Origin of the sequence: Pseudomonas iridis, from assembly GCF_017980685.1 — a bacterium.
In the GTDB taxonomy this organism is placed as follows: Bacteria; Pseudomonadota; Gammaproteobacteria; order Pseudomonadales; family Pseudomonadaceae; genus Aquipseudomonas; species Aquipseudomonas iridis.
On sequence record NZ_JACXXO010000011.1, the window covers coordinates 155,703 to 180,938 of the forward strand.

Here is a 25,236-nt window from a genome sequence, read left to right on the forward strand (position 1 = left end):
ATCTTCTGATCTTTAAAAACAACATCAAAAGATCGCAGCGTGCCGCAGCTCCTACACGGATTCGGTCCAGCCCGGGTTCAGTTCAGGCTCTCTTGCAGGTGACTGCGCAATGCCTGCAACTCGGCTTGCAGGCTCTGCAAACGCTCCAGACTGAAACCGCTGGCGCCGAGGATGCATGGCGGGATGCTTTGGGCTTTGTCTCGCAGAGCGCGGCCCTGCGCAGTCAACTCGACAATCACCACGCGCTCGTCTTCACGGCTGCGCGTGCGACTGAGCAAACCCTCACCTTCCAGCCGTTTGAGCAAGGGTGTTAGCGATCCCGGATCCGTCAGCAGGCGCGTGCTGATTTCTCCCACGGTCAGACCATCCTTCTCCCACAGCACCATCATCGCCAGATATTGCGGATAGGTCAGGCCGATCGCTTGCAGCATGGGCTTGTAGACTTTGGTCATCATCAGCGAAGTGGAATGCAGGGCGAAGCAAGCCTGATTATCCAGCAGCAGGTCATCGCAGGTGTCGCGTTCGGTGGTCATGTCAAAGCCTTGATCAGTAATGCTCATGAATCTAGCGTTCGAATGTTTAATGCGCCAGATAATTTTCCAGACGTCAGAGTCTGCCTAGATCCCGTTGCAATGCCAGATCCCACGGCGGCACCGGGCTGAAGCGGGTCTTGAGGTATTCCAGCAACAAGCGGCTGCGCGAGTTTGTCTGCTGCTCCATGCGCAAGGCGTAGATGCCGGTGCTTTCGGGTTGCGGCAGACCGTTTTCGCAAAACAGTGGCAGAAGTTCGCCGCGCAGCAGATATTCGCTGGCCAGCCACGTCGGCAGGTGCGCGATGCCCAACCCGGCCAACGCGCCGCACACCAGTGCTTCAGCGTTATTGGCGCTCATGCGGATGCGCGCCGGGCGGTGCAACTGCATCTGCCCGTCCTGCTCGAAGCGCCAGGCGAAGGGCGGGGCAAGGCCATCCCAGTCGAGGCCGTCATGTTCGCTCAACTGCGCGGGATGATTCGGTACACCGCGCCGCTTGAGATAGTCGGGGCTCGCGCAGGCGATTCGCACCATGCTCGCCAGTGGAGTGGCAACCAGTCGGGTGTCGGCCAGTTGCCCGGCGCGCAGCACCAGATCGACCTTGCCCAGATTCGAGCCGTGCATGTCGACGAAACTGTCGATCAGGTGCAGTTGCACATCCAGGCCCGGATACAGCACCAGAAAATCGGCAATCACTGGCGCCAGATGCCGGCGTCCGAAGGCTGCCGGTGCATCGATGCGGATCAAACCTTCCGGTGCGCTGCTCAAGGAAACGGCTTCGGCGCGGGCCAATTGCAGTTCGGCGACGATCCGCCGCGCCCGTTCGGCAAAGGCCAGACCTGCTGGCGTGGCGCGTACGGCATGGGTGCTGCGAATGAACAACTGGCTGCCCACCGCGCTTTCCAGACTGTCGATGCGTCGCGCGACAGCCGAAGGCGTCAGTGGATGGCGACGAGACGCGGCAGAAAAACTGCCGCTTTCCAGCACGTCGAGAAACAGCCCGAGTTGATCGGTCAACTGATTGGGATTCATGTTGTTTAACGCTTGTGCGAATTCGGCACAGCCATTGTGCGTTGCTATGCGTTTCCCCGCCAGCCGTGACTGCGTAGGATGAGTCGCCTGACGTAAGAGGAATTCGGCTGTGATGGAGTTTTTGTTGTTCCTGCTATTCGGCGCCGCGCTTGGCACATTGGGTGGCATCTTCGGCATCGGGGGTGGCTTGATCGCGATCCCGCTGCTCGGCGTGTGGTTCGGGCTTGATCAACAGATCGCCCAAGGCACGGCGCTGGTGATGGTGGTGCCGAACGTGATGTTGGCGCTGTGGCGCTATCACCAGCGCAATCGCATCGAACTGCGCCACGCGTTGCCGCTGGCGGTGATGGGGTTTTGCTTTGCGTGGATCGGTTCGATCCTGGCCGTGGGCATTGACGCGCAGACCATGCGCATCGGCTTTGTCGCGTTTCTCGTGGTGCTTTCGGTTTACAACCTGCTGAAAATGTTCGGCAAGCGCCCGGCGCCGACGGCCGAGATGCGTTATTCCTGGCCATGGCTGGGCGTGCTCGGCGCAGCGTCGGGGACCATGGGCGGGTTGTTCGGTGTCGGTGGGGCGGTGGTCGCGACGCCGGTGCTGACCAGCCTGTTTGGCACCACGCAAGTAGTCGCCCAAGGCTTGTCGCTGGCGCTGGCATTGCCGAGTACCGGCGTCACTCTGGTGACGTACGCGGTACACCACGAAGTCGACTGGATGATCGGTTTGCCGCTGGCCATTGGCGGTCTGGCCAGCATCAGCTGGGGGGTGAAAGTCGCCCACGCCATGCCGGAAAAACTCCTGCGTGGGCTGTTCTGCGGTTTCCTGGTGCTGTGCGCGGTGATGCTCGCCTTTAAAGTTTGAAGCCGTCGACGATGTGTTCGGCCAGGCATTCGGTGATCGGCGATGGATTGTTCAGATTGCGGATCAGCATGATGCTGGCCTCGGGCAGCAGCGGCAGATCTTCATCGGCACCGAGAATGCGCATGTCCGGGGTGATCAGGCTTTCCAGTTGCGCGGTGATCGCCAGACCCGCGCTCACCACGGCCATCAGCGCCGAGAGGCTGGTGCTGTTATAGGCGATGCGGTAATCGCGGCCCATCGCGTCCAGCGCATTGCACGCCCACAAGCGGCAGAAACAATCACTGTTGAACATCGCCAGCGGCAACGGCGTCTGCTCGTGGGCGCTGAAGTTTTGCGCCTCGGCCCAGACGAAACGCTCCTTGCGCAGCAGTTGACCGATCTCGTTACCTGGTTCGCGGGTGACGATCGACAAGTCAAGATCGGTGCGCTGCAACAACTGTTTGGTCGATTCGCAATGCACTTCGATCTGGATCAACGGATAGAACTGCGCAAACCGCGACAGAATTCCCGGCAGAAAACGCATCACGTAATCATCCGGCGTGCCGATCCGCACCGTGCCGACCATGTGTGGCTCGCGCAAGGTATTGAAGACTTCACTGTGCAGTTTGAGGATGCGCCGTGCGTAGCCGAGCAACACCTGGCCCTCCGCAGTCAGGCGCACCTGCCGCCCGTCACGCTCGAACAATTGGCGCTGCAACACGTCCTCTTCGAGGCGCTTCATCTGCATGCTCACCGCTGATTGCGTGCGGTTGACCATTTCGCCGGCGCGGGTAAAACCGCCCTGATCGGCTATCGCGACAAAGGTGCGCAGGACATCGGTATCGATACTGGGGTAGGCCGACAATTGATGAATCTCCGTGATGCATACCATCAGAAACATTCGTTGGATTGATCTTAGCGCTGGCGCGAGACTTGAGCCATCCACAACGGAGAGCAAAACGATGAAAGGTCAAAGAGAGTATGTAGAGGAAGAAAAATTTTCCGGCCATGGCCACATGGTTTCTGACTTGCTGCACAAGTTCAGCCGCTGGTACGAGCTTCACCGTGAGCGTGAATTGCTCGCCAGCCTGAGCGACGAAGCGTTGAAAGATATCGGGGTCAGTCGTGCCGACGTCGAGCACGAATCAGTGCGGCCGTTCTGGGATGATCCGATGCATAAATGATCAGTCCATCGCTACACAAAACCTTCTGGACTGAGGTAGGTTGCGAGCAGACAAGGAGATGCTCATGCCCGCGACACTGTCCTTTTCCCTCAAACAGGCTCGACGTCTGGCGCTGGCTGCCCAAGGGTTCAACGGGCGCCAGCCGCCGACCGTCAAGGCGCCCCACATCAACCGGCTGATCGAACGGCTGGGCCTGCTGCAAATCGACTCCGTCAACGCTGTAGTGCGCTCGCACTATCTGCCGCTGTTTTCCCGTCTTGGTTCCTATTCTTCCGATCTGCTCGACCAGGCTGCCTGGAGTTCGGGGCGACGTCGTTCGCTGTTTGAGTATTGGGGACATGAGGCGTCGTTGTTGCCGATGTCGATGTATCCGTTGCTGGCTTGGCGCATGCAGCGAGCCAGGCGTGGCAAAGACATCTATCAACAGTTGGCGAAGTTCGGTCGTGAGCAGCAGGAAACGGTACGTCGAGTGCTGGCTTTGGTCGAAGAGCGGGGCGCACTCGGTGCTGGCAGTGTGTCGACTCGCCAGGACAAAGCCGGTTCGTGGTGGGACTGGAGTGCGGAAAAGCATGCGCTGGAATGGTTGTTTGCCGCCGGCGAAGTGACCGTCGCCGGGCGGCGTGGCTTCGAGCGTTTGTATGATTTACCGGAGCGGGTAATTCCTGCGGCGATCCTGCAACAACCGTTGCCTGATGAAGCGCAGGCGCAGCGTGGATTGTTGTTGCATGCGGCCGAAGCGCTGGGCGTGGCCACCGAAAAAGACCTGCGTGATTACTTTCGCTTGAACCCCGCCGATGCACGTCCGCGACTGTCCGAGCTGGTCGAGGCGGGGCAATTGCAGATGTGCGAAGTCGCCGGTTGGCGGCAAATCGCGTACTGCCTGCCGGAGCCGAAAGTCCCGCGCAAGGTCGCGGCCAGTGCACTGCTGTCGCCCTTCGATTCGTTGATCTGGGAGCGTAGCCGCACTGAGCGTCTGTTCGATTTCCGTTATCGCCTGGAAATTTACACACCGCAGGACAAGCGCGTGTACGGCTATTACGTGTTGCCGTTCTTGCACAACGAGCGGATTGCCGCGCGGGTGGATTTACGTGCCGAGAGAGCATCGGGACGACTGGCGGTGCATGCGGTACACGAGGAGGAACCGGGGCTGGATGAAGAGGGGATGTTGGCGCTGGCGGTGAATTTGCGGCGAATGGCGGATTGGTTGGGACTGGCGCAGGTGCAGCTTAATTGTCAGCGCGAGAGTGCGGGGCGGTTGCGGGTGGCGTTGGCTCAAATCGGTGTTGTCTGAGCTGACGCTATCGCTGGCAAGCCAGCTCCCACAGTGACCGAGTCGTACTCCAATTTTGTATACGACACAGATCCCTGTGGGAGCGGGCTTGCCCGCGATGAGGCCAGTTCAAACGATACAAATTTAAGATCTCAGCGCCGAACCTGCTTCAGGGTTTCAGCAATCAAAAACGCCAACTCCAGCGACTGATCAGCATTCATCCGCGGGTCACAGTGCGTGTGATAGCGATCCGACAAGCCATCTTCAGTGATCGGTCGTGCGCCACCTATACACTCGGTGACATTCTGCCCGGTCATTTCGATGTGAATACCGCCGGCATAAGTGCCTTCCGCTTCGTGCACCTGGAAGAACTGCTTAACCTCGCCAAGGATCTGCGCAAAATCGCGAGTCTTGTAGCCGCTGCTGGCCTTGATGGTGTTGCCGTGCATCGGATCGGAGCTCCACAGCACCTGCTTGCCTTCACGCTGCACCGCGCGGATCAGCGCCGGCAGGTGATCGCCGACCTTGTTCGCACCCATCCGCGCGATCAGGTTCAGGCGCCCGGGATCGTTGTCCGGGTTGAGCACGTCAATCAGGCGGATCAGGTCGTCGGGGTTCATGCTCGGGCCGACTTTGACCCCGATCGGGTTGTTCACCCCGCGCAGGAATTCGACGTGAGCGCCGTCGAGCTGACGGGTGCGGTCGCCGATCCACAACATGTGCGCCGAGCAATCGTAGTAATCGTTGGTCAGGCTGTCGCGGCGCACGAACGCTTCTTCGTAGTTCAGCAGCAGCGCTTCGTGAGCGGTGAAGAAACTGGTTTCACGCAGTTGCGGCGAGCTGTCCATGCCGCAGGCGCGCATGAATGCCAGGGTTTCATCGATGCGATCGGCGAGGTGACTGTACTTCTCGGCCAGCGCGGAGTTGGCGATGAAATCGAGGTTCCACTTGTGTACCTGGTGCAGATCGGCAAAGCCGCCCTGGGCGAAGGCGCGCAGCAGGTTCAACGTCGCAGTGGACTGGTGATACGACTGCAGCAGGCGTTCCGGGTCCGGCACGCGGCTCTTTTCGTCGAAGCCGATGCCGTTGACGATATCGCCACGGTAGGCGGGCAGGGTCACGCCATCAATGGTTTCGTCGTTGGCCGAGCGCGGTTTGGCGAACTGGCCCGCCATGCGTCCGACCTTGACCACCGGGCAACCGGCCGCGAAGGTCATGACGATCGCCATTTGCAGCAACACTTTAAAAGTGTCGCGAATCTTTGCAGCGGAGAATTCGGCAAAGCTTTCGGCGCAATCGCCGCCCTGCAACAGGAACGCGCGGCCTTGAGTCACTTCGGCAAATTGACGACGCAGTTCCCGCGCCTCGCCGGCAAACACCAGTGGCGGATAACTGGCCAGGGTTTGCTCGACCTGGCGCAGGTGCGCGGCGTCCGGGTATTGGGGTTGTTGCTGGATCGGCAGGGCGCGCCAGCTATCAGGGCTCCACGGTTGGCTCATCACGGTCTCTATGGTTCTACGCACGGAAGGCCATGTTAGCAGCAATTAGTGCGTGACCTGTTCCCGCCCCTTCGTCGACAATCGCCGCTTTGCCACGGCACAACTGCGGTGCCATCGCGTCACCGCGCCCGGTGACCACCAGGAGACAAGATGACTGAGGAGCGCGTCGAGCATCTGCTCGCCGAAGTACAGGATGAGTTCGGCGTGATTCGCGTGCTGGAAGTGGCCGATTACCGCTTTCTCGAATTCGGCGATGCGATCGAGCAGAGCTGCGTGTTCACTGCCGATCCTAGCTGGCTGGAATATGACTACACCCGGGCGATGCTGATTGGCGCGTTGTGTCACGAGCACCCAGAGAGTGCGCTGTTCCTCGGGCTCGGCGCGGGTACGCTGACGCAGGCGTGCCTCAAGTTTCTGCCGCTGGAAGATGTCGAGGCAATCGAACTGCGCCCGGACGTCCCGCGTCTGGCCATTGAATACCTTGGCCTGGATGACGATCCACGCTTGTACATCCGCGTCGGCGATGCCCTTGATTTGCTGCCGACTGCCGAGCCTGCGGACCTGATCTTCGTCGACCTCTATACCGACGTCGGCCCCGGTGTCGGGCATCTGGCCTGGAGTTTCCTCGGTGACTGTCAGAAACGCCTGAATCCGGGCGGCTGGCTGGTGATCAACCAGTGGGCCACCGATGATGGCAAACCGTTGGGCGCGGCACTGTTGCGCGGGCTTTATCACCGGCATTACTGGGAGCTGCCGGTGAAGGAGGGCAATGTGATTCTGCTGGTGCCGGCGGATCTGGATCAGACGTTGGATATGGAAGCGGTCGCCGCCCGGGCAGAGGCATTGGCGCCGAGGTTGGGTTACTCGTTGCAGTCGCTGATCAAGGCGATTCGCCCGGCGACATAAATGGCGAATTGAGCCTCTGTAGGAGCTGCCGAAGGCTGCGATCTTTTGGCTTTGATTTTTCAAGATCAAAAGATTGCAGCCTGCGGCAGCTCCTACAAGGGTTTGTACAACGGCTCAGATCCCTTTGAATATCCCGGGCCGTCGCTCCACCAGCGACCGCACCCCCTCCTTGGCATCTTCACTGGCCAGCAACTTCTTCACCAGCGGCGGCAAGCCCTGCGCCGCTGCTGTCTCGCCTTCATACCGCGCCTGTCGCGCCGACAGCAACGTCGCCTGCACCCCCAACGGCGCCTGTCGCGCAATTCGCTCAGCCAGTTCAATCGCGCGGGGCAGCAGATCCTCGCTGGCCATCACTTCCTGGACCAATCCCAGACGCAACGCATCGTGCGCATCGAACTCGTCCCCGGTCAGCAGCCAGCGCATCGCGTTGCCCCAGCCGGCCACCTGATGAAAACGTAAAGTCGCGCCACCAAAAGGAAAAATCCCACGCTGTACTTCCATTTGTGCGAAGCGGGTATTGCTCGCGCAGAGGTTGATGTCAGCAGCCAGCATCAATTCGATGCCGATGGTCAGGCAGTAACCCTGTGCCGCGACAATCACCGGTTTGCTGACCCTCGGCCCAACGAAAACACCCCATGGATCGCAACCGCCGGTCGGCACCTGCCAGCCTTGGGCGAGGGCGGAGCTTGCATTCACCAGATCCAGACCGGCGGTAAAATGCTCGCCATGGCCGAACACCACCGCCACCCGCGCCTCGCTGTCAGCCTCGAATTCGCCATAAGCCAGGCTCAGCTCATTCAGCAGGTCGAGGTCGAAGGCATTGCGCTTGGCCGCTCGATCCAGGCCGATCATATGCAGGTGACCACGGCGCTCCCGGCTGACGCGACCAGGACAGGACTGATTCATGGGAATTTCCTCGAGCGGGGAGGGAGGGGGCCGCGACCACATGCCGCACGTCGGTGAAGCGTTTAAGCAGTATCTTCAGCAGGGCCGGGCCCTTGGAAAATAGACCTTCGCACGATTATCCGCAAAACCCCGTTACACAACGGTGACGGACGGATTCAGGCGATAAAAAAAGCTCCCTTTTTCGGTAATTTCCGGTATAGTGCGCGCCGGCCTTTAGCCAGGCCGCGTCAAGGTAGCGCAATTCCCCGAAGTCAGCTTCGGCTGCATGTCCGCACTGCGGGCTCTTCCTGGACGTTTCTTTTTTTCTTTCATTCGTTTTCGCAAATCCCCGCCGACAAAGCTGCCAGGGCGACTCTTGAGTCTTACACGGCATGCGCAGCTTTGGAGCATGGGTCTTTGCGGATGCACTTAGAGGCAGACCCATGACCCAGGAAACCGGCGGATTCGCCGCTTTTAATCTTAATCCGAACATTCTTGCAGCCGTCATCGCGACTGGCTACGAAGAGCCTTCGGCTATTCAGCAGCAATCGATCCCGATCATCATGGCCGGCCAGGACATGATCGGTCAGGCGCAAACCGGTACGGGTAAAACCGCCGCGTTCGCTCTGCCAATTCTTCATTGCATCGATCCTGCCAAGCGCGAACCGCAAGCCCTGATCCTGGCGCCAACCCGTGAGTTGGCGCTGCAAGTTGCAACCGCTTTCGAAACCTACGCCAAGCAAATGCCGGGCGTTACCGTTGTGGCCGTTTACGGCGGCGCGCCTATGGGCCCACAACTGAAAGCAATCCGTAATGGCGCACAGATCGTTGTCGCCACTCCGGGCCGTCTGTGCGACCACCTGCGTCGTGACGAAAAAGTGCTGTCGACCGTGAACCACCTGGTTCTCGACGAAGCAGACGAAATGCTCAAACTGGGTTTCATGGACGACCTCGAAGTCATCTTCAAGGCTCTGCCAGCTACCCGTCAGACCGTTTTGTTCTCGGCGACCCTGCCGCAGTCGATCCGCGCCATTGCCGAACGCCATCTGCGCGATCCGCAACACGTGAAGATCCAGACCAAGACCCAGACTGTTACCGCGATCGAACAGGCTCACCTGTTGGTTCACGCTGACCAGAAGACTTCGGCCGTTCTCAGCTTGCTGGAAGTGGAAGATTTCGACGCTCTGATCATGTTCGTGCGCACCAAGCAAGCGACCCTTGATCTGGCCAGCGCGCTCGACGCAAAAGGCTACAAAGCCGCTGCGCTGAACGGTGACATCGCCCAGAACCAGCGTGAGCGCGTAATTGACTCGCTCAAGGATGGCCGTCTGGACATCGTTGTAGCGACCGACGTTGCTGCTCGTGGTCTCGACGTTCCACGTATCACTCACGTGTTCAACGTTGACATGCCGTACGACCCAGAGTCCTACGTGCACCGTATCGGCCGTACTGGCCGTGCCGGTCGCGAAGGTCGTGCACTGCTGCTGGTGACTCCACGTGAGCGCCGCATGCTGCAAGTGATCGAGCGTGTAACCGGTCAGAAAGTTGCCGAGGTTCGCCTGCCGGACGCTCAGGCAGTTCTCGATGCGCGCATCAAGAAACTGACCAACAGCCTGGCGCCGCTGGTTGCCGATGCTGAATCGACTCACGGTGAGCTGCTGGATCGTCTGACTGCAGACATCGGTTGCACGCCGCGTGCTCTGGCTGCTGCTCTGCTGCGCAAGGCCACCAATGGTCAGGCGCTGACGCTGGCTGCGATCGAGAAGGAACGTCCACTGGTGCCTAACAACGCACCGCGTGGCGACCGTCCTGAGCGTACCGGTGACCGTCCGGACCGTGGTGATCGCGAGCGTCGCGCGCCAATTCCTTTGGGCGAAGGCCGTGCTCGTTGCCGTACCGCGCTGGGTGCGCGTGACGGTATCGCCGCTAAAAACCTGCTGGGCGCCATCCTCAACGAAGGTGGTCTGGCCCGTGAAGCGATCGGTCGCATCCAGGTGCGTGACAGCTTCAGCCTCGTTGAGCTGCCGGAAGATGGTCTGGACAAACTCCTGACCAAGCTGAAGGACACTCGCGTTGCCGGTAAGCAGCTGAAACTGCGTCGCTATCGCGAAGATTGATCCGCCCTTGGCTGATTGATCGAACATAAAAAATCCCCGACTGGTTCGGGGATTTTTTTGCCTGCTTTTCAAGGGCAAAGATCAAAGATCAAAAGATCGCAGCCTTCGGCAGCTCCTGCAGTGGGGGAGTGCGATCTTTTGATCTGGCTGTTTAACCGAAACGATAAATATCCATGCCCAATGCGCCCATGGTGAATCCCTTGTGCGCCACGCTGAACGCTCCCTCGGCACCCCGCGCAAAATACAGCGGCAATAAGTGCTCATCACTCGGATGGCTGCGCACCGCGTTCGGAGCCTGCTGGCGGTAGTCATGCAGCGCTGCCTCATCACCGGCCGCCAGTTTGTCGATCACCCAGTCACGGAAGTCCTGGGCCCACGGCTCAACGCTTTCCGGGCCGGCATGCCAATCCAGTTCGCGCAGGTTGTGGGTGATGCTGCCGGAGCCGATCAGCAGAATCCCTTGCTCGCGCAACCCCGCCAATGCTCGGCCGACGCGGGTTTGCAGCGCCGGACCGCCACGGCTCGGTAGCGACACCTGCACCACTGGAATATCCGCCTTCGGGTACATCAGCGACAGCGGCACCCACACACCGTGGTCGAACGGTCGTTGCGGATCAAGGCGCGTCGGCAGGTCGCTGGCGGTCAGCCGATTGGCGACTTCAGCGGCCAGTTGCGGATCGCCCGGCGCCGGGTACTGCACTTCAAACAGTTCGCGGGGGAAGCCGCCAAAGTCGTGCCAGGTTTCCGGCGCTGGATGGCTGCTGACCAGTAGCTCGTGGCTCTCCCAGTGCGCGGAGACAATCACGATGGCTTTTGGGATGGGCAGTTCGGCGGCCAATCGTGTCAGCGCCGGGCCGCTGGCGCCGGGCTCCAGGGCAAGCATGGGAGAACCATGGGAAATAAACAGGCTGGGAAACATGATGGGTTCCTGAGCGTTAAGATGGCCCATCTTCAGTCAGATCATTGATCTAAATCTAATATAAGTTTTAACGCTTTTTGATCGAATTTTTGGGGGGGTTTATGCAGCATGAGTTCTGGCACAAGAAGTGGGCGTCGAACCAGATCGGCTTTCATCTGCCGCAGGTGAACCCGCATTTACAACGGCACTGGCCGGATCTGAACATTCCCGCATCGGCGCGGGTACTGGTTCCGCTATGCGGGAAAAGTCTGGATTTGCTGTGGCTGGTCGGGCGTGGTCATCAGGTGCTCGGGGTTGAGCTGTCTTCGACGGCTGTTGAAGACTTTTTCACTGAGCATCAACTACAGCCACAGATTTGCGAGAACGGGGCGTTCAAGGTCTATCGCGCTGACGCCATCGAGCTGTGGTGCGGCGATTTCTTTGCCCTGACGGCAGACGATGTGGCGGAGTGCACGGCGCTGTACGACCGTGCAGCCTTGATTGCCTTGCCACCGCTGATGCGCGAGCGCTATGCGGCGCAGCTCCAGCAGATTCTGCCGCAAGACTTGAAAGGGCTGCTGATCACCCTCGATTACGATCAGGCGCAGATTCCAGGGCCACCGTTTGCGGTGGGGGATGATGAGGTGCAGCGGTTACTGGGTACTGGCTGGCAGGTACAGACGCTGCAAGTGCAGGATGTGTTGCAGGAAAGCGGGAAGTTCTTGCAGGCGGGAGTAACGCGGCTGGAGGAGCGGGTTTATCGGGTTTCGCCTCGTTAGTTTGTGTTGGCTGTTCCGGCCTCATCGCTGGCAAGCCAGCTCCCACAGTGTTCCGTGGTGCTATCCCAATCTTCGATACACCGCAATTCACTGTGGGAGCTGGCTTGCCAACGATGAGGCCTGCATGAACAGCCAAGTACATGGCCCCCACAAAAAAGGCCCGCATCTCTGCGGGCCTCTTTGTTTTTACCCCAGTTAACCGAGACGACGCAGGGCGTCGATACGATCTTCCAATGGCGGGTGGCTCATGAACATGCGGGCGAAGCCCTGTTTGATGCCACCGTTGATGCCAAAGGCATTCAGGGTGTCGGGCATGTGCACCGGCAGGCCCTGTTCGGCGCGCAGACGTTGCAGGGCGCCGATCATTGCGCTGGTGCCGGCTAGGCGTGCGCCAGCTTCGTCGGCGCGGAATTCGCGTTTGCGCGAGAACCACATGACGATCGAGCTGGCGAGAATGCCCAGGACCAGTTCGGCGAAGATGGTCGCCACGTAGTAAGCAATGCCCTGACCTTCTTCGTTCTTGAAGATCACTTTGTCGACGAAGTTGCCGATGATTCGCGCGAAGAACATCACAAAGGTGTTCACTACGCCCTGGATCAATGCGAGCGTAACCATGTCACCGTTGGCGACGTGGCCGATTTCGTGGGCCAGCACGGCTTTCACTTCATCGGGCGAGAACCGCTCGAGCAGGCCCTGGCTGACCGCGACCAGTGCGTCGTTCTTGTTCCAGCCAGTGGCGAACGCGTTCGCTTCGTAGGCCGGAAAAATACCGACTTCGGGCATCTTGATCCCGGCTTCGCGGGACAGTTGCTCGACCGTTTGCAGCAGCCATTGCTCATGCCGGGTACGTGGCTGGCTGATGATCTGGGTGCCGGTGCTCATTTTCGCCATCCACTTGGAGATGAACAGCGAGAACAGTGAGCCGGCGAAACCAAAGACCGCACAGAAAACCAGCAGCTGACTGAGGTCGAGATCAACCCCGTTGGCCGCCATGAACCCGTTGAAGCCGAAAAGGCTCAGGGTGATGCTGGCTATCAGCACGACCGCCAGGTTAGTGGCCAAAAACAGCAGGATGCGCATCATGGTTGTAGAAATCTCCTCAAGCTAAAGATGTAGCGTACTGCGGGGTATATAAGGTGCTGCACCGGGCTATTCAACTGGGTGACTATTTCAAACTGTGTCCTACAGCTGATTCTTCGTCACATAACACCATTTCCCACAGCAGACACCGACACGGATGACGAACACTCGCGACCCGTCGCCATTGCGTCAGACGCACGTGATCGGCATGAATCGCAAGTGTAGAAGGAGAGCGGAAGCGGGGATTGCAGAAGTGTTGCTGAATCAGACAGTGCGCAACGTTAGGTCGTTGCGCACTGCTGGCCAGTTACTGGCGGTAAGACTTGAGGAAGTTGCCGATGCGGCCGATGGCCATTTCCAGTTCATCGACCCGGGGCAGGGTGACGACGCGGAAGTGATCCGGCCATGGCCAGTTGAACGCCGTGCCTTGCACCACCAGCAGCTTCTCGGAAAGCAGCAGGTCGAGGACGAATTTTTCGTCGTTGTGGATCGGGCAGACTTTCGGGTCGATCCGCGGGAACGCGTACAGCGCGCCCATCGGCTTGACGCAGCTCACGCCCGGAATGTCGTTGAGCAACTCCCAGGTGCGATTGCGCTGTTCCAGCAGGCGACCCTGCGGCAGCACCAGATCGTTGATGCTCTGATAGCCACCCAACGCGGTCTGGATCGCATGCTGGCTCGGCACGTTGGCACACAGACGCATGTTGGCCAGCATGTCGATGCCTTCGATGTAGCTCTGGGCATTGTGTTTCGGCCCGGAAATAGCAATCCAGCCAGAGCGGAAACCGGCTACGCGGTAGGATTTCGACAGACCGTTGAAGGTCAGGCACAGCAGGTCAGGTGCCAGCGATGCGGTGCAGATGTGCACGGCGTCGTCGTACAGGATCTTGTCGTAGATCTCGTCGGAGAACACCACCAGATTGTGCTGGCGGGCCAGCTCCAGCATGCCCAGCAGCACTTCTTTCGAATACACCGCGCCGGTCGGGTTGTTCGGGTTGATGATCACCATCGCCTTGGTGTTCGGCGTGATCTTGGCCTTGATGTCGGCCAGGTCAGGGAACCAGTCGGCACCTTCGTCGCACAGGTAATGCACGGCGTTACCGCCGGCCAGGCTGACGGCTGCGGTCCACAGCGGGTAATCCGGCGCCGGTACCAGCACTTCGTCACCGTTGTTGAGCAGCGCCTGCAGCGACATCACGATCAGCTCGGAGACGCCGTTGCCCAGGTAGATGTCTTCGATACCGACACCTTCGACCTGCTTCTGCTGGTAATACTGCATCACGGCCTTGCGCGCGCTGAACAGGCCTTTGGAGTCACTGTAGCCTTGCGCGGTCGGCAGATTGCGGATCACATCCTGAAGGATTTCGTCCGGCGCTTCGAAACCAAACGGCGCCGGGTTGCCGATGTTCAGCTTGAGGATGCGCTGGCCTTCCTCTTCCAGACGTTTGGCGTGCTTGAGCACTGGGCCGCGTATGTCGTAGCAGACGTTGGCGAGCTTGTTCGATTTGCTGAACTGCATGGCGATGTGATCCCGAAAATGAACGATCCAGGCGGCGGATGGACAACCGTACTGGGATTCCTGCGTTTACACACAGACGGACGTCTTGAGCGCGTGGCTCCAAGAATCCGTTTGAATGCGCCCGGTCTGGCTGCCAGACTGGCGCGTAACGAGGCGCAATCATACGTGCCGCCCGATCCGTGGAAAAGGTACAGATCGGGCTTTTTCAGCCGCTGAGGTGTGATGATGGAAAAGTTGGAAAAAACCCTGGAAGAATGGCAAGCCATGCTCGACCCCGAGCAGTACAACGTGTGCCGCCTCAGTGCGACCGAGCGGCCGTTCTCCGGCAAATACAACGCCACCAAAACCGACGGTGTTTATCACTGTGTCTGCTGCAACGAGCCGCTGTTCGATTCCAAGACCAAATTCGATTCGGGCTGCGGCTGGCCGAGCTTCTATGCGCCGATCGGCGAAAGCGCCATGACCGAGATTCGCGATATCAGCCACGGCATGATTCGCACCGAAGTGAAATGCGCCCGCTGTGATGCGCACCTTGGTCACGTTTTCCCGGATGGCCCGCCACCGACCGGTCTGCGTTATTGCATCAACTCGGTGTGCCTGGATCTGGTGCCTCGCGAATAAGTTGCACAGTCGAGCGGTTTGATTGATGTTTCTGTAGGAGCTGCCGAAGGCTGCGATCTTTTGATTTTAAAGATCAACAGATCGCAGCCTTCGGCAGCTCCTACACGGGGTAATCCCATTAATTAAATTGCACGCAATTTAATTGCTCGCTATGTTTGCCCTTCGACTATCTGCGGAGACTTTTTCATGAGCGACAACCTGCTGAATATCCCGTGCACCACCATCAAAGGTGAGCAGAAAACCCTGGCCGATTACGCCGGCAAAGCCGTGCTGGTGGTCAACACTGCCAGCAAGTGCGGTTTCACTCCGCAATACAAAGGGCTCGAGGAGCTGTGGCAGACCTACAAGGATCAAGGTCTGGTGGTGTTGGGCTTTCCGTGCAATCAGTTCGGCAAGCAAGAGCCGGGCAACGAGGGCGCGATCAGCGAGTTCTGCGAACTGAATTTCGGTGTCAGTTTCCCCCTGTTCAAAAAGATCGACGTCAACGGCGCTGACGCCCACCCGCTGTTTGTGCAATTGAAGAAACGTGCCCCGGGCGTACTCGGGTCCCAAGGCATCAAGTGGAACTTCACCAAGTTTCTGATCGGCAAGGATGGCCAGTTGGTCAAGCGCTTCGCCCCGGCGACCAAGCCGCAGGATCTTAGCCGCGAGATCGAAGCCCTGCTCAAATGAACAGCCAGTCCCTTGATTCGCTGAAGCTCGACAGTCAGTTGTGCTTCAAGTTGTATGCCGCGTCTCGGGCGGTGATTCGTGGCTACAAGCCGATGCTCGATCAGCTCGGCCTCACGTATCCGCAGTACCTGGCGATGCTGGTGTTGTGGGAATGGCAGCAATCCGCGCCGGAGCAGCCGACGGTCAAGGCCTTGGGTGAGCGTCTGGCGCTGGATTCCGGCACGCTGACGCCGCTGCTCAAGCGTCTGGAGCAGTTGCAACTCGTGCAGCGTCAGCGCTCGGCGCGCGATGAGCGGGAAGTGCATCTGAGCCTGACGCCGCAAGGCCAAGCGCTGCGTGATCAGGTCGGGCCGCTCAAGGCCCGATTGCTCTGCGACAGCGGGGTGGACCTGGACCGGCTCAACGAACTGCGCAACGGTCTTGATCAACTGCTCGTGCAGATCAAGGCGCTGTCCTAGTCGGGATCCACTGATCCAGCAGCGCCGCCAATTCTTCACGGCGAAACGGTTTGGCCAGATAGTCGCTCATGCCGGCAGCCCGGCAGCGCTCGCGTTCCTCGGACATGGCATTGGCGGTCAGCGCAACGATCGGCAGGTTTGGCCAGCGGCCGCTCTGGCGAATCTGGCGGCTAGCTTCGTAGCCGTCCATCACTGGCATGTTGCAGTCCATCAACACCAGGTCGAACTCGTGGTACTCCAATTGATCCAGTGCTTCGGCGCCATGTGCGGCGACGATGACATCGCAGCCGAGTTTGCCGAGCATGCCTTTGGCCACCAGCTGATTGACCGGGTTGTCCTCGACAAGCAACACGTTCGCGCGTTTGACCAGTGTCGACGGTTCGAGCTGCGCGGCGTTGAGGGTAGCGACTTCAGGTTGCAGGGTGCGCCGCAGGTTCTGGTAGAGCGCATTGCGCGCCAGAGGCCGCGCTTGTTGTTGCAATGGGGCGAGGGCCGCCGCCTCTTCACTGGGCAGGAAACTGCCGTAGGCGGTCACCAGCAGGATTGGCGCGACCAGTGTCGGACGCAGCCCGAACAGGCACTCCGGGCAATCGGTGATCACCACATCGGGCGTAACACCCAGCAGCGAATCGTCGATGGTGCGTTGTTCGTAGGCCAACCCCCACACCGGCAACAGACTCTTCAGCAACTCCGCCAGACCGCTGCTGGTAGCGGTGATGGCGAGAATTTTGCCGTGCAGGGGCGGCTGGGCCAGCGCTCGGGTATGGCAGGGCAAAGGCAATTCAGCGCAAAACTGGCTGCCGAAGCCGATCTCTGAGCTGATGGTCAAGCGTCCCTGCATTGCTTCGCAGAGGTTGTAAGTGAGCGCCAGTCCCAGCCCTGTGCCGCCGTATTGGCGGGTGATGCCGGCGCCTGCCTGGGTGAATGGCTGGAAGATACGCAGCTGGGCTTCCTGCGCGATGCCGATGCCGGTGTCGCAAACTTCTATACGCACACCCTCCTTGTAAGCCGACAAACGCACATCCACCCGACCGAAACGGGTGAATTTCAGCGCGTTGGACAGCAGGTTGCTGACGATCTGCCGAACCCTTGTCGGATCGCCCAGAACCAGCGCCGGAAAATGCGGATCAATCAGGCACGTCAGCTCGACGCTCGGCGCCGCGTTTTGCGACAGCAGGTTGGCGGTGTCCTCGATCAGTGAGCCGAGATCGAACGGAATGTGTTCAAGTTCGAGTTGCCCGGCATCGAACTTCGACAAATCGAGAATATCGTTGAGCAATTCCACCAGCACCTTGCCGGAGTCGTGGGCGATCGACAGCTGTTGCTGCTGTTCGGCATTCAGCGGTCCGTCGAGCGACAGGGCGATCATCCCCAGCAGGCCATTGAGCGGCGTGCGGATCTCATGGCTCATGTTGGCGAGGAACGCCGAGCGGGCTTCGGCCATTTCCAGTGCGGTGCTGCGGGCGACTTCGAGTTCTTCGTTGGACTGACTGAGTCGGGCATTGATCGTCTTGAGCTCGACGGTGCGCGCCGAGACGATGTTTTCCAGTTGGCCGAGATAATCGGTCAGACGGTTTTCGGCATTGCGTCGCTGCTGGATCTCGGTGGCGATGTTCTCGAATTGCTGATTGGCGACTTTGACCAGCACGCCGATTTCATCGTTGGCGTGCCCGGTCGGGCATTCCAGTGTGGTGGGCTCGACACTGCGCGGATCACGCCCGCTGAGTTCACGGATCACCCGCACCAGTGGTTTGGTCAGCATCACATAGAACAGCGCCAGGAGGATGCCGGTCAGGAGCAGGCTGCGGGCGAAGCCGTTGAGCAGAGTGACTTCGGCGCGGCGCAGAAAGCGGCTGCCGAATGCATAAGTGTCGACCTCAAGTTTGAGGGTGCCCAGTGATTCGTTGGGCAGATGATCCAGATACAGGCGATCTTCGAACCGGCGCTTGGCGCCGAACAGATAGTCACTGATGACCCGATAGCCGCTTTGCAGCTCCGGGCGCTTGACGCTGGCGAGCACCGTATTGTTGTTGTCGGTCAGTTGCGCAGAAATGATTGCCGGTGAGCGCAACAGCCCCAACGTCAGTTCCTGAGCCAGTTCGGCATCGATGTTGTAGGCGATGCGTGATGCCGGGTTGTGGCTGATTTCCAGCAAAGACAGGATTTCACGGTTGATAGAGGCGTCTTCGCTGGCATAATCGATACCGATTTGCAGCAGGCTGAGCAGCGTGCCCAGAATGAACCCGACCAGCACGGTAAGCCTGGCTTGCTTGTACGACAGCCGGTGGGTGAATTTGATATCCATGGGGTGTTGAACCACTTTCGTTTCCCTTCGCTGCTCAAGCATAGTCGATCATGCATCGATACCGAGGATCCCGAATCGCCTTGTAACAAGGCACGGAGCGGGAATTTCATCTGCGTGTCGTCGCTGTATCGCCATCATCACTGTGAACGTGCCCGAGGAAAAGACGTGGATTCCCGATTAAATGCTTTTCTTGAACGCGCCGAGTCGGTTTTGGCGCGTATCGAACCCTTGTTGCCGGCAACGCGCCCGATAATTGACTGGGGCACTTGCCTGGCGGCGCGCTGGCAGCGTGACGGACGCAGCGGGTACCTGCTGCCGCTGGAAGTCAGCCTAGACATGCGCTTGTCCGATCTGATCGGCGTCGACCGTCAACTGGAACAGCTGGGGCGCAACACCCGGCAATTTCTCGATGGCATGCCGGCCAACCATGCCTTGCTCTGGGGCTCGCGTGGCACCGGTAAATCCTCGCTGGTGCGCGCATTGCTCGCGGAACACGCTGAGGCGGGCCTGCGCCTGATCGAGATCGAACGCGACCATCTGGCCGACTTGCCACGGGTGGTCGAGCAGATCGGCAAACTGCCACAACGTTTTGTGCTGTTCTGTGATGACTTGTCGTTCGAATCCGGCGAAGGCGATTACCGCGTCCTCAAAAGCGTGCTCGACGGTTCGTTGGAGCAGGCACCGGACAACGTCTTGCTTTACGCGACGTCCAACCGTCGCCACCTGGTGCCGGAGAAGGAGAGCGACAACGAAAACTGGAAGCGCGTCGACGGCGAACTGCACCCCAGCGAAGCGGTGGAGGACAAGATCGCGCTGTCGGACCGGTTTGGTCTGTGGCTGTCGTTTTACCCGTTTACGCAAGAACACTTCCTGAACGTCGTCGAGCACTGGATCGGCCAGTTGGCCGCCAAGGCGGGCCTGAACTGGCAACGCGACGAGGAACTGGAGATTCTCGCCGTGCGCTGGGCCACCGGCCGCGGCAATCGCAACGGACGTTGCGCGTACCAATTCGCCCGATACTGGGTGGGACTGAAATTGTTGGAGCACAAGGCATGATTGATTTGCAACAGAGCGGCCAGGGCCTCGAAGGCTATGGCATGTTGGCCGCACAACTGGAATCACTGCTGGCGGACGAACGCGACTTTATCGCCAACGCCGCGCAGTTTTCGGCGTTCCTGTTCAACCAGCTCGATGATTTGAACTGGGCCGGCTTTTACATTAATCGCAACGAAGAGCTGGTGCTGGGGCCGTTTCAGGGGCAGATCGCTTGCGTGCGAATTCCGTTTGGTCGCGGTGTGTGCGGCGCTGCTGCGGCCACTCTGCAGACGCAGCGGGTTGAGGACGTTCATGCGTTTCCCGGCCATATCGCTTGCGACAGTGCGTCGGAGAGTGAACTGGTGGTGCCGTTGGTCAAGGACGGTCGCCTGATCGGTGTGCTCGATCTCGACAGCCCCAAGCTCGCCCGTTTTGGTGTGCACGATCAGGCCGGCATCGAGCAACTGGCGGCGATTTTCCTGCGCTTGACCGACTGCTGATCATGCGTCGAGGCCAGCCTTGTGCAACAGGCTGGCCGGGTCCACGGCATCAATCTGCTGTGGGTCGAGAAAACGCACGGCGTACTGCATGTAGACGCCTTCGTTGATGAACAAGCCAAACAGCTGCGCATCGATGTGTGCCTCGCGGCTCATGGTCGCCATGATTCCCAGGGCTTCGCTTAAAGTCTTGGCTTTTTTGTAGGGGCGATCCGCAGCGGTCAGCGCTTCGAAGATATCGGCAATTGCCATCATTCGCGCCGGCAGGCTCATTTCTTCGCGTTTCAGACGTTTCGGGTAGCCGGTGCCGTCCATTTTTTCATGATGGCCGCCGGCAATTTCGGCAATGCTGTCGAGGTGGCCGGGGAAGGGCAGATGGCTGAGCATCATGATCGTCTGCACCATATGGTGATTGATGATGTAGCGCTCTTCGCGGGTCAGCGTGCCACGGGAGATGCTCAGGTTGTACAGCTCGCCACGATTGAATTTGTAGCGCGGTACATCCAGCTTGAAGCCCCACGGATTGTCTTCGGGAATCAGCTCGTTTTCGTCGCGTTCAAACAAATGCGCGGGTTTGTCCGCCAGCAGTTTTTCGCTGACCGGTAACGTCGGCGCGGGCGTGCGTGCCTGACGCTTGTTCTCTTCCCATGAAACGCCCAGACGGTCATCCAGTGTGCGCATCCAGGTGATTCGGGAAAGCTTGTCGAGCCGTTGCAGGTCGGCCTCTGCCATCGCCTCACTGCCCAGATTGCAGCGAGCGATAAAGGCGAAGTCTTCGTCCAGTGCCGACAGGTTCGTATCGCGCAGCTCAGCCAGTGAGGGTTCGTCGCCGCCCAGGGCCAGCGCCTGCCAGTAACTGATCCAGGCATCACGCTTGAGCACTTCGAAGCGGGTGCGAATCTCGTGGATCCGGTCGTTGATGGTTTCCAGTTTGGTGGCCTTGTCGACCACGTACTCCGGCGTCGTGACCTTGCCGCAATCGTGCAACCACGCGGCAATGTGCAGGGCTTCCCATTCATCCTCGGTGGGCTGATAGGTGCTGAAGGCGGGGGCGTTACTCGCCGCTGCGGCCTGGGCGAGCATCAGGGTCAGCTCTGGTACCCGCTGACAATGCCCACCGGTATAGGGACTTTTGGCGTCGATGGCGCCGGCGAGTAGTTGAATGAACGCATCAAGCAATTGCTTCTGTCTGTCTTGCAGGCGCTGACTCTCGATGCTCACTGCAGCGGCGCCGGACACCGCTTGCAAGAAGGCGATGCGGTCGGGCCGCAGTTTTTCCATGTCGGCCGGCGTGCCGCTGTCGTTGACCAGCAGGATCAGCAAGCCAATGGTTTCGTTGTGGCGGTTGTGCAGGCGGATGCCGATCAGATGAACGCGGGGTGAGGCCATTGCCAGCAGGATTCGCTGCAGGTCACCCGCCTGATCGACACCGAGATTGCTCACCACATTGTTGGCGCTGACCAATTGTTGGAACCACGCCGGGCCGCTGCTTGTTTGCAGGTCGTGGCCGTGGATATCGAACGTTTCCAACAACTGCGGTGCGCCATCGATGATCAATCCATATGGCTCCACGCGACTGCTGTCGTTATCACGCAAATAGATCAGCCCGGCCTGAGCCTGGGCGATTTGTACCGTTTCAAACAGCACCCGTTGCAGCAGCGGGGCAAAGCGCGTTTCGGCGCCCAGGGTATCGGTGATGCGGAAGAAGCTCGCCAGGGTGTCTTTCATTCGTGCCATCGACACGCTCAGTTGGTCGACTTCCAGCACCGGTGAGCGTCGGGTCATGGGGAAATTGAAATCGAAACTGCGGATCGCATCGGCTTCCTTGACCAGGGCGTGCAGTGGTTTGACCAGAATCCTCGAGATCAGCCAACCCAGTGGCAGGCACATCAGCAGCGTAGCCAGGGTGATCAACGCGCCTTGCCAGCGCATGCGATAGGCATCGACCAGCAGTTCGTCTTCCGGCACCAGCAAGGCCAGTTGCAAACCTTGCGGCCCACCTTCCTGAATGCTGCTGCGGGCGACAATCCATTGCCGGCCATCGGCTTCAAGGCGATTGGCGGTGGGGGCATCGGACAGCAGCGCGTGCAGGCTCGGGCTCAGGTCGGCGGCTTTTACCAGGTGCGCGGTACTGTCATCGACGATCAGACGACTGCTGTCGGGGTAGGCCACGGCGTTGCCTTGCGCATCGAACAAGGCAATTTCGGTGGACGGCGTCACCACATGTTTGCTCAGGGTGGCAGACAGCGCGGCCAGCGTCATGTCGGCGCCGATTACCGCGTGTTCACCGCTGCGTCGGGCCAGCGTGGTGCCGACATTGCGGGTTGAAAAAAATACGTAGGGCTCGGTGGTGATCTGTTCGGTTTGCTGGCGGGCATTGACGAACCACGCTCGGCTGCGCGGGTCGTAGGAGTCTTCGGGATTATCCTTGCGGCTGAGCTGAGTCAGTGTTTGATCAAAGAACAGCGATTGCGAGTGCGATGCGCCCTGCAAGTCATGCTCAATGCTCCATACCTGGTACGCCGCGGCGTCGGGGGCGTTGAACAGCGATTTCAGGGCCGCAGTGCGTAGCGGACGGACCATGAAAAAATCGCCATTGGCATAACCCAGATAGAGCGAAGCCAGACTCGGGTTATCCGTGAGTGACTGGCTGAACGGCTTGAGCAGCGGCAAGCGTTGGTCAAGGTTCAACGCCTGAGTGGCTGGGTAGTCCCCCAGCAGGCTCAGCAGGTGCCGGATCGGTTGATAGGTGGCGGATATGTCCAGGCGCACGTCCTGTTCGATCCGGTTGAACAGCTTCTCGCTGCTCGACAGAATGATGTGCGTGGTCTGGCGATAATTGAACAACCCCAGTACCACGCCGGTGAGCAGCAGGAGAAACGTGAACATGACGCTGATGTGCACGTGCAGCGGGAACCGGCGTTGTTCCGGGCGCAGTGGGCTGGGCATTTCCGGTTCTCCATGACGTTTAACTCACTGCTCAGCGCCTAAGCATAGTTAAGGCAAGCTCATTGCGCCTTGATCGAACAAAACCAATTGTTGCTGCAGGGCTTGCTCCAGTTCGAGGATTGCCTGGTTGCTCGCCTCGCAACGACGTTCAATCTCTTCTCTTGCCAATGCCTGCGCGCAGGCGTGTTCGAGGGCATCGCAGCATTCGATCACACGTGATGCCTGGGCAATGCGCGCGGCGCCTTTGATTTTGTGGGCGACCACCGCCAGTGCGTCGCGATCATGTTCCAGCGCCAGCGTGAGTAACTCCTGACGATCGAGGCGGCTGCTCTTGAGCAGTTCCACCAGCAGACGCCGAGCCTGCACGGGGCTTCCGCCGGTCAACATGTTCAGGCTTTGCAAACTGAATGCCGGTGTCGGTGATAACGGGGTGATGCCGTCGACCCACTGTCCAAGCAGACTCAGGCTCAAGGGTTTGAACAGGCAGTCATCCATGCCGGCCTGTTTGCAGCGTTGTACTTCCTCGGGTTGCGCGTTGGCGGTGAAGCCCAGCACCGTGCAGGGTGGGCAGCGATTCTGCAGCTCGTGCTGGCGAATGGCGCGGGTCATGTCATAGCCGTTCATCAAGGGCATGTTGCAGTCGACGATCACCAGGTCGAAGCCGCCATCCTTCCACAGCTCCAGACCGCTGCGACCATTCTCGGCGACGCTGAAGTGATGACCGAGAAACTCCAGTTGCTGACACATCAACAAGCGATTCGCCGGGTGGTCGTCGACCACCAGCACGCGCAAGGGTGTCTGTGAGGTCTTGATTGAGGGTTCGGCCCTGGCGGTGCTCGCCTGCGCCGGAAAAGTTTCCAGCGGCAGTGAAACGCAAACCTGAGTACCGATGCCGGGCTGGCTGCTCAGTTGCAGCTGGCCGCCCATCATTTCGCAGAGGTTGCGGCTGATGACCAGCCCCAGACCTGCGCCGCTACGGGCTAGTTGATGGCTGTTCTCCGCCTGGGCAAAGGGTTCGAACAATCGCTGCTGATCCTCCGCACTGATACCGACGCCGCTGTCCTGTACCGTCAATTGCATCAACGCAGGCGCAGGCGCGTCCGTGCTCATGAGGTCCAGGGTAATCCTGATGTGTCCGTGCTCGGTGAACTTGATGGCATTGCTGACCAGATTCGACAGCACCTGCTTGAAGCGCAGGGGGTCCAGATGCACATCGACTGCCAGATCCGGCGGGTTGAATATGACTTGCAGGGCGAGGTTCTTTTGCCGGGCCAGGCCGTCGAAGATTCTTGCGACAGACGTCACCGTATCAACCAGATTGACCCGTTCCGGGCACAGGCTCAGACGCCCGGATTCAATCCGGGCGATGTCGAGAATGTCGCCGATCAGCCCCAGCAGATCCTTGGCCGAATGGTAGGCGGTGTCTATCGAGGCGCGATCCGGATGCTGCTGGTCCATGCGCCTGAGGGTCAGTTCGAGCATGCCGATCACGGCAATGAACGGAGCTTTTTGTAGAAAATCCTTGGCAGTCTGCCACGCTGAATGTTTTTTGACCAGTCAAATGACTTTGAAGGCAGAATGCGGAACGAAAAAAACCGCCATAAGGCGGATTTTTCAAACAACTATTAAATTTAATAACAACAAAAAACATTATAGTTGGCGTTTAATAACAACACTAAACAATATCAATTTAGCATTTTGTTGTTGGGTGTCAAGCTAAAGCGTGAATTTATTTGAAGTTATATGTTAAATTAAACAAATAACATTAAACATAAATACATGAAACTAAAATACGCATCAAAAAATAAAGGATTAACACTGATTGAGGCTTTAATATGGTTTGCCATCTTTGCCGCCGTTGTAGCTGGGATATTTGCACTTTATTCAAGTACACGCAACGCAAACAACGCCTCAACTGTCAATAAAGAATTATCTACAATTTTTTCTCAAACCGAACAATTGTTTGCAAGCGAAGATACTGAGCAACTAGCCACTGGCGGAAACGCACTTGCCCTAAGGAAACTCTGAAAAAGACTTCCAGATTTGGTGAAATACCCGCCTCACAGGAATCGAACGGTTGAGTCCCGATGAAACAGATGTCCTTCGCCGATGCTGAGTACGCCGGCAAACGTAAGCAGACCCGCCGTGAGCGCTTCCTGAT

The 25,236-nt window shown here is 59.0% G+C and carries 22 protein-coding genes and 1 pseudogene; 12 read left to right on the forward strand and 11 right to left on the reverse strand.

What is annotated here, in order from left to right; genetic code table 11:
* Nucleotides 1-77 precede the first annotated feature (77 nt).
* Together IEQ42_RS18835 and IEQ42_RS18840 are read right to left on the reverse strand one after the other, a co-directional pair.
* Nucleotides 78-533: a MarR family winged helix-turn-helix transcriptional regulator gene (locus IEQ42_RS18835; RefSeq protein WP_210704667.1), complete on the reverse strand. Its 456-nt coding sequence runs from the start codon at nucleotides 531-533 to the stop codon at nucleotides 78-80.
* 73 nt (nucleotides 534-606) lie between these two features.
* Nucleotides 607-1,563, reverse strand: coding sequence for a LysR family transcriptional regulator (locus tag IEQ42_RS18840; protein WP_210704632.1), 957 nt, complete (start codon nucleotides 1,561-1,563; stop codon nucleotides 607-609).
* A 109-nt stretch (nucleotides 1,564-1,672) separates the two neighbouring features.
* On the opposite strand from IEQ42_RS18840, the gene IEQ42_RS18845 reads away from it, so the two are divergent.
* A complete protein-coding gene (locus IEQ42_RS18845) occupies nucleotides 1,673-2,422 on the forward strand; it encodes a sulfite exporter TauE/SafE family protein (protein WP_181818510.1) in 750 nt (249 codons plus the stop codon).
* On the opposite strand, the gene IEQ42_RS18850 is transcribed toward IEQ42_RS18845, so the two are convergent.
* Nucleotides 2,412-3,266, reverse strand: a complete 855-nt coding sequence (locus IEQ42_RS18850; RefSeq protein ID WP_210704668.1) for a LysR substrate-binding domain-containing protein — start codon at nucleotides 3,264-3,266, stop codon at nucleotides 2,412-2,414. The genes IEQ42_RS18845 and IEQ42_RS18850 overlap by 11 nt on opposite strands.
* A 97-nt stretch (nucleotides 3,267-3,363) precedes the next feature.
* Here IEQ42_RS18850 and IEQ42_RS18855 point away from each other — a divergent pair, with 97 nt between their 5' ends.
* Nucleotides 3,364-3,585 carry a DUF1127 domain-containing protein gene (locus tag IEQ42_RS18855; protein WP_210704633.1) on the forward strand — a complete coding sequence of 74 codons (222 nt, stop codon included), beginning with the start codon at nucleotides 3,364-3,366 and terminating at the stop codon, nucleotides 3,583-3,585.
* A gap of 64 nt (nucleotides 3,586-3,649) precedes the next feature.
* Nucleotides 3,650-4,876 (forward strand): winged helix-turn-helix domain-containing protein, encoded by a 1,227-nt coding sequence (locus tag IEQ42_RS18860; protein WP_210704635.1) that lies wholly within the window; start codon nucleotides 3,650-3,652, stop codon nucleotides 4,874-4,876.
* 131 nt (nucleotides 4,877-5,007) lie between these two features.
* Here IEQ42_RS18860 and IEQ42_RS18865 read toward each other — a convergent pair whose 3' ends face one another.
* Nucleotides 5,008-6,354 carry a class II 3-deoxy-7-phosphoheptulonate synthase gene (locus IEQ42_RS18865; protein ID WP_007964815.1) on the reverse strand — a complete coding sequence of 449 codons (1,347 nt, stop codon included), beginning with the start codon at nucleotides 6,352-6,354 and terminating at the stop codon, nucleotides 5,008-5,010.
* Between the two features lie 150 nt (nucleotides 6,355-6,504).
* Between IEQ42_RS18865 and IEQ42_RS18870 the strand changes: the two genes are divergently transcribed.
* Entirely contained in the window at nucleotides 6,505-7,260 is a 756-nt protein-coding gene (locus tag IEQ42_RS18870) for a spermidine synthase (protein ID WP_042560263.1), read from the forward strand.
* A gap of 114 nt (nucleotides 7,261-7,374) precedes the next feature.
* Here IEQ42_RS18870 and IEQ42_RS18875 read toward each other — a convergent pair whose 3' ends face one another.
* Nucleotides 7,375-8,166, reverse strand: a complete 792-nt coding sequence (locus tag IEQ42_RS18875) for a crotonase/enoyl-CoA hydratase family protein (protein ID WP_042560262.1) — start codon at nucleotides 8,164-8,166, stop codon at nucleotides 7,375-7,377.
* A gap of 422 nt (nucleotides 8,167-8,588) precedes the next feature.
* On the opposite strand from IEQ42_RS18875, the gene IEQ42_RS18880 reads away from it, so the two are divergent.
* A complete protein-coding gene (locus IEQ42_RS18880) occupies nucleotides 8,589-10,262 on the forward strand; it encodes a DEAD/DEAH box helicase (RefSeq protein ID WP_042560261.1) in 1,674 nt (557 codons plus the stop codon).
* A gap of 151 nt (nucleotides 10,263-10,413) precedes the next feature.
* Here IEQ42_RS18880 and IEQ42_RS18885 read toward each other — a convergent pair whose 3' ends face one another.
* On the reverse strand, nucleotides 10,414-11,181 hold the full coding sequence (locus IEQ42_RS18885) for a DODA-type extradiol aromatic ring-opening family dioxygenase (RefSeq protein WP_210704636.1): 768 nt from the start codon (nucleotides 11,179-11,181) through the stop codon (nucleotides 10,414-10,416).
* A 101-nt stretch (nucleotides 11,182-11,282) separates the two neighbouring features.
* Here IEQ42_RS18885 and IEQ42_RS18890 point away from each other — a divergent pair, with 101 nt between their 5' ends.
* Nucleotides 11,283-11,939 carry a thiopurine S-methyltransferase gene (locus IEQ42_RS18890; protein ID WP_210704639.1) on the forward strand — a complete coding sequence of 219 codons (657 nt, stop codon included), beginning with the start codon at nucleotides 11,283-11,285 and terminating at the stop codon, nucleotides 11,937-11,939.
* 195 nt (nucleotides 11,940-12,134) lie between these two features.
* On the opposite strand, the gene htpX is transcribed toward IEQ42_RS18890, so the two are convergent.
* Nucleotides 12,135-13,022: a protease HtpX gene (htpX, locus tag IEQ42_RS18895; RefSeq protein ID WP_042560258.1), complete on the reverse strand. Its 888-nt coding sequence runs from the start codon at nucleotides 13,020-13,022 to the stop codon at nucleotides 12,135-12,137.
* Between the two features lie 304 nt (nucleotides 13,023-13,326).
* On the reverse strand, nucleotides 13,327-14,538 hold the full coding sequence (locus tag IEQ42_RS18900) for a pyridoxal phosphate-dependent aminotransferase (protein ID WP_042560257.1): 1,212 nt from the start codon (nucleotides 14,536-14,538) through the stop codon (nucleotides 13,327-13,329).
* Between the two features lie 225 nt (nucleotides 14,539-14,763).
* Between IEQ42_RS18900 and msrB the strand changes: the two genes are divergently transcribed.
* From msrB to IEQ42_RS18915, 3 genes are all read left to right on the forward strand, one after another.
* Nucleotides 14,764-15,159, forward strand: coding sequence for a peptide-methionine (R)-S-oxide reductase MsrB (gene msrB, locus IEQ42_RS18905; RefSeq protein ID WP_150593161.1), 396 nt, complete (start codon nucleotides 14,764-14,766; stop codon nucleotides 15,157-15,159).
* Nucleotides 15,160-15,345: 186 nt separating this feature from the next.
* Nucleotides 15,346-15,831 (forward strand): glutathione peroxidase, encoded by a 486-nt coding sequence (locus tag IEQ42_RS18910; RefSeq protein WP_210704641.1) that lies wholly within the window; start codon nucleotides 15,346-15,348, stop codon nucleotides 15,829-15,831.
* A complete protein-coding gene (locus IEQ42_RS18915) occupies nucleotides 15,828-16,289 on the forward strand; it encodes a MarR family winged helix-turn-helix transcriptional regulator (protein ID WP_210704643.1) in 462 nt (153 codons plus the stop codon). The genes IEQ42_RS18910 and IEQ42_RS18915 overlap by 4 nt, the downstream gene beginning before the upstream one ends.
* On the opposite strand, the gene IEQ42_RS18920 is transcribed toward IEQ42_RS18915, so the two are convergent.
* Nucleotides 16,273-18,594 (reverse strand): hybrid sensor histidine kinase/response regulator, encoded by a 2,322-nt coding sequence (locus tag IEQ42_RS18920; RefSeq protein ID WP_210704644.1) that lies wholly within the window; start codon nucleotides 18,592-18,594, stop codon nucleotides 16,273-16,275. The genes IEQ42_RS18915 and IEQ42_RS18920 overlap by 17 nt on opposite strands.
* A gap of 165 nt (nucleotides 18,595-18,759) precedes the next feature.
* On the opposite strand from IEQ42_RS18920, the gene IEQ42_RS18925 reads away from it, so the two are divergent.
* A complete protein-coding gene (locus IEQ42_RS18925) occupies nucleotides 18,760-19,650 on the forward strand; it encodes an ATP-binding protein (protein ID WP_210622902.1) in 891 nt (296 codons plus the stop codon).
* Nucleotides 19,647-20,129, forward strand: coding sequence for a GAF domain-containing protein (locus IEQ42_RS18930; RefSeq protein WP_210704651.1), 483 nt, complete (start codon nucleotides 19,647-19,649; stop codon nucleotides 20,127-20,129). Before IEQ42_RS18925 ends, IEQ42_RS18930 begins: the two co-directional genes overlap by 4 nt.
* Here IEQ42_RS18930 and IEQ42_RS18935 read toward each other — a convergent pair whose 3' ends face one another.
* Complete coding sequence (locus IEQ42_RS18935) at nucleotides 20,130-23,075, reverse strand: HD domain-containing phosphohydrolase (protein ID WP_210704653.1); 2,946 nt, start codon at nucleotides 23,073-23,075, stop codon at nucleotides 20,130-20,132.
* A gap of 48 nt (nucleotides 23,076-23,123) precedes the next feature.
* Nucleotides 23,124-24,584, reverse strand: a pseudogene (locus IEQ42_RS18940) (ATP-binding protein); the annotation flags it as partial.
* Nucleotides 24,585-24,854: 270 nt separating this feature from the next.
* Here IEQ42_RS18940 and IEQ42_RS18945 point away from each other — a divergent pair.
* Complete coding sequence (locus IEQ42_RS18945; protein ID WP_210704655.1) at nucleotides 24,855-25,103, forward strand: PulJ/GspJ family protein; 249 nt, start codon at nucleotides 24,855-24,857, stop codon at nucleotides 25,101-25,103.
* Nucleotides 25,104-25,236 lie beyond the last annotated feature (133 nt).